Source organism: Aquiluna sp. (assembly GCF_965064355.1).
In genome coordinates, this window is record NZ_CBCHRQ010000104.1 from 1 (window position 1) to 3,028 (window position 3,028).

Genomic DNA, 3,028 nt, shown 5'->3' on the forward strand with positions numbered 1-3,028 from the left:
ACCGCTGTAGGCGCTCGCGAAATTCTTGACTCTCGCGGAAACCCAACCATTGAGGTTGAAGTTCTGCTTTCCGACGACAGCTTTGGTCGCGCAGCTGTGCCATCTGGCGCATCGACCGGTGCCTTCGAAGCACACGAGTCCAGAGACGGCGACAAGTCTCGCTACCAAGGCAAGGGTGTTCAGAACGCTGTTCGCGCTGTAATCGAAACTATCGATGAGGCACTTGTTGACTTTGATGCCGCAGACCAGCGCTTGGTGGATGACGCGCTTATCGCAATCGATGGCACCGACAACAAGAGCAAGCTTGGTGCAAACGCAATTCTGGGTGTGTCCCTAGCGAATGCTCGGGCAGCTGCTGAGTCAACCAACCTCCCGCTTTACCGCTACCTAGGCGGATCAAACGCGCACGTCCTCCCAGTGCCACTGATGAACATCATCAACGGTGGCGCTCACGCCGACACCGGTGTTGACATCCAGGAGTTCATGATTGTCCCTCACGGTGCCGAGTCTTTCTCAGAGGCACTTCGCTGGGGCGTCGAGGTTTACCACCAGCTCAAGAAGCTACTTTCCGAGAAGGGCCTAGCCACCGGTTTGGGCGATGAGGGTGGCTTTGCTCCTGACCTACCAAACAACGCAGCAGCTCTAGAGCTAATCTCTGAGGCCATTGGCCTTGCCGGATACAAGCTTGGAACCGAGATCGCGCTGGCTTTGGATGTTGCGGCCACCGAGTTCTTTGATGAGAAGACCGGCAAGTACAGCTTCGAGGGCAAGCAGCTTTCCAGCGACGAGATGATCGCCTACTACTCCGATCTAGTTGCTCGATTCCCACTGGTATCGATCGAAGACCCGCTAGCCGAGGACGACTGGGCCGCTTGGACCAAGATCACCGGGGTGCTTGGCGACAAGGTTCAGCTAGTTGGAGATGACCTCTACGTCACCAACCCAACCAGATTGCAAAAGGGTATTGACCTTGCTGCCGGTAACGCGATTCTGGTGAAGGTAAATCAGATTGGAACGCTATCCGAGACCATGGATGCCGTGTCTCTTGCTCAGCGTCACGGTATGAAAGCAATCATTTCTCACCGCTCTGGCGAGACCGAGGACACCTTCATTGCTGACCTAGCGGTTGCCACCAACGCCGGACAGATCAAGACCGGTGCCCCAGCTCGCTCGGAGCGCGTTGCCAAGTACAACCAGCTGCTGCGCATTGAGGAAGAGCTAGCCGACGGCGCTGTATACGCCGGTCGCAGCGCTTTCCCTCGCTACCAGGGATAGTTTCATTTAGCGAATGCTCGGGTGAGGCAATCCGCCTCCCCGGGCTTTCGCGCTTAAACTGCTCTGGCTATGGCAAGACCAACTAATCCCCGGGACGCAAAAGTTCCAGTTTCCCTTTCGCAGGGCAAGTTGATGCTGCGCGCGGTCAAGCTCAATAGCGTCACCGTCAGCATCATTCTCGTAATTGTCGCCGGCACCTTTCTAATCTCCTCTGACGTTCAGGCCTTTTTGAATCAGCGCCGACAGATCGCCGAGATGGAGGTGAGCATTCAGCAAGCCGAACAGGATGTTGAGGATATGCAAGCCGAGCGTGATCGCTGGCAAGACCCGGTTTACATTCGATCTCAAGCGCGAGACCGGCTTTATTACGTGCTCCCGGGTGAGGTTTCCTACCTTGTGATGGACACCGAGGGACTCGATTTCACCGACACCTCAGGAACCGTTGGGGCACTGCTTGCAGCCAAGCGCAATGCCGATGAAATTTCTTTGGAAGTTGCTGCCGCAAATGAAAACTGGGTGGATGCACTTATCGAATCTGGGCTCAAGGCAGCTCTTGATAAACCCAAGGAAAAATAATGCCTGAGACTCCCGTCACTCAAGAGGACATTGTTGAGGTAACCAGGCAACTCGGCAGACCAGCAAGGGATATCCTGGCGATTGCCTCAAGGTGTGTTTGTGGTCGACCACTGGTAGTGAAGACCAACCCTCGGCTTGACAACGGCACGCCATTTCCAACGCTTTACTACCTGACTCAACCGGCAGCCACCGCTGCGGTTTCAACCCTCGAGGCCTCTGGCTACATGGTTGAACTGCAGGATCTCTTGCAAACCGACAGCGAGATTTCAATAGCGTACTCGGCAGCTCATTCGCAGTATTTGGCTGAGCGGGAAGCCATTGAAGTTGTTGAGGAAATAGCAGATTTTTCAGCCGGAGGGATGCCGACCAGGGTCAAGTGTCTGCACGCACTTATCGGTCATTCGCTAGCCAAAGGCGAGGGTGTAAATCCAATTGGCGACTTGGCTCTAAAGGCTTTGGAATGGTCTCCTGAGGTGTGCCGGTGCGTATAGCGCTATTGGTTCTGGGTCTTCTGCTGGCACCTGCAACCATTGCTGATAATTGGTGGATTCAAAGCTACGGTTTTGATCAAACTCAGCTAGACGGAGCTGGCGTAACCATTGCAGTTATCGACACCGGAATCGATTCTTCCCACCCAGATTTACTGGGCACCGTAATTGACGGTGTTGACTTCTCAACTGTCGGGGTGCCAAATGGCACCTCTGGGGTGGGCAGCTCATCCTTCCACGGCACCATGGTGGCATCGCTAATTGCTGGCCAGGGCAGCACTGGCTCGGGAGTAATCGGCGTAGCTCCAAAAGCAAAGTTGCTCGCTATTTCAATTGGCCTAGGTGTTCCGGGTTCAAATACCGATGACCAGATTGCCCAGGCGGTTAGGTGGGCGGTGGATCATGATGCAGATATCATCAACCTCTCGCTGACCAGAAACTCGCAAACTTGGCCGCGCAGCTGGGATGATGCGTTTAGCTACGCCTTCGAGAATGATGTTTTGGTGGTTGCTGCCGCTGGAAATCGAACCGATCAATCCTCAAGACCATCCGCCCCAGCAACTATTCCAGGTGTGGTTTCAGTCGGAGGAGTAACCAAGAATCAAGAACCAGCCGAAGCTTCAACAGCCGGTCTCGGGGTTGCCATCTCAGCTCCTGCTGAGGACCTGCTGGGCGCCTATCCTGGCGAG

4 protein-coding genes are annotated in these 3,028 nt (G+C 54.9%); all 4 read left to right on the top strand.

Features of this window, described 5'->3' with window-relative positions:
* Positions 1-1,275: phosphopyruvate hydratase (eno, locus tag AC128V_RS07025; protein WP_482763955.1), on the top strand; the 1,275-nt coding region annotated here is incomplete at its 5' end.
* Positions 1,276-1,344: 69 nt separating this feature from the next.
* Complete coding sequence (locus tag AC128V_RS07030) at positions 1,345-1,851, top strand: FtsB family cell division protein (protein ID WP_482763956.1); 507 nt, start codon at positions 1,345-1,347, stop codon at positions 1,849-1,851.
* Entirely contained in the window at positions 1,851-2,342 is a 492-nt protein-coding gene (locus AC128V_RS07035) for a DUF501 domain-containing protein (protein WP_482763957.1), read from the top strand. Before AC128V_RS07030 ends, AC128V_RS07035 begins: the two co-directional genes overlap by 1 nt.
* The coding region (locus AC128V_RS07040; RefSeq protein ID WP_482763958.1) for a S8 family peptidase at positions 2,333-3,028 on the top strand (696 nt) is incomplete at its 3' end. The genes AC128V_RS07035 and AC128V_RS07040, both read left to right, overlap by 10 nt.

Coding starts and splice junctions, on each gene's coding strand:
- AC128V_RS07030 (WP_482763956.1), top strand. CDS start 1,345: ATGGCAAGACCAACTAATCCCCGGGACGCAAAAGTTCCAGTTTCCCTT.
- AC128V_RS07035 (WP_482763957.1), top strand. CDS start 1,851: ATGCCTGAGACTCCCGTCACTCAAGAGGACATTGTTGAGGTAACCAGG.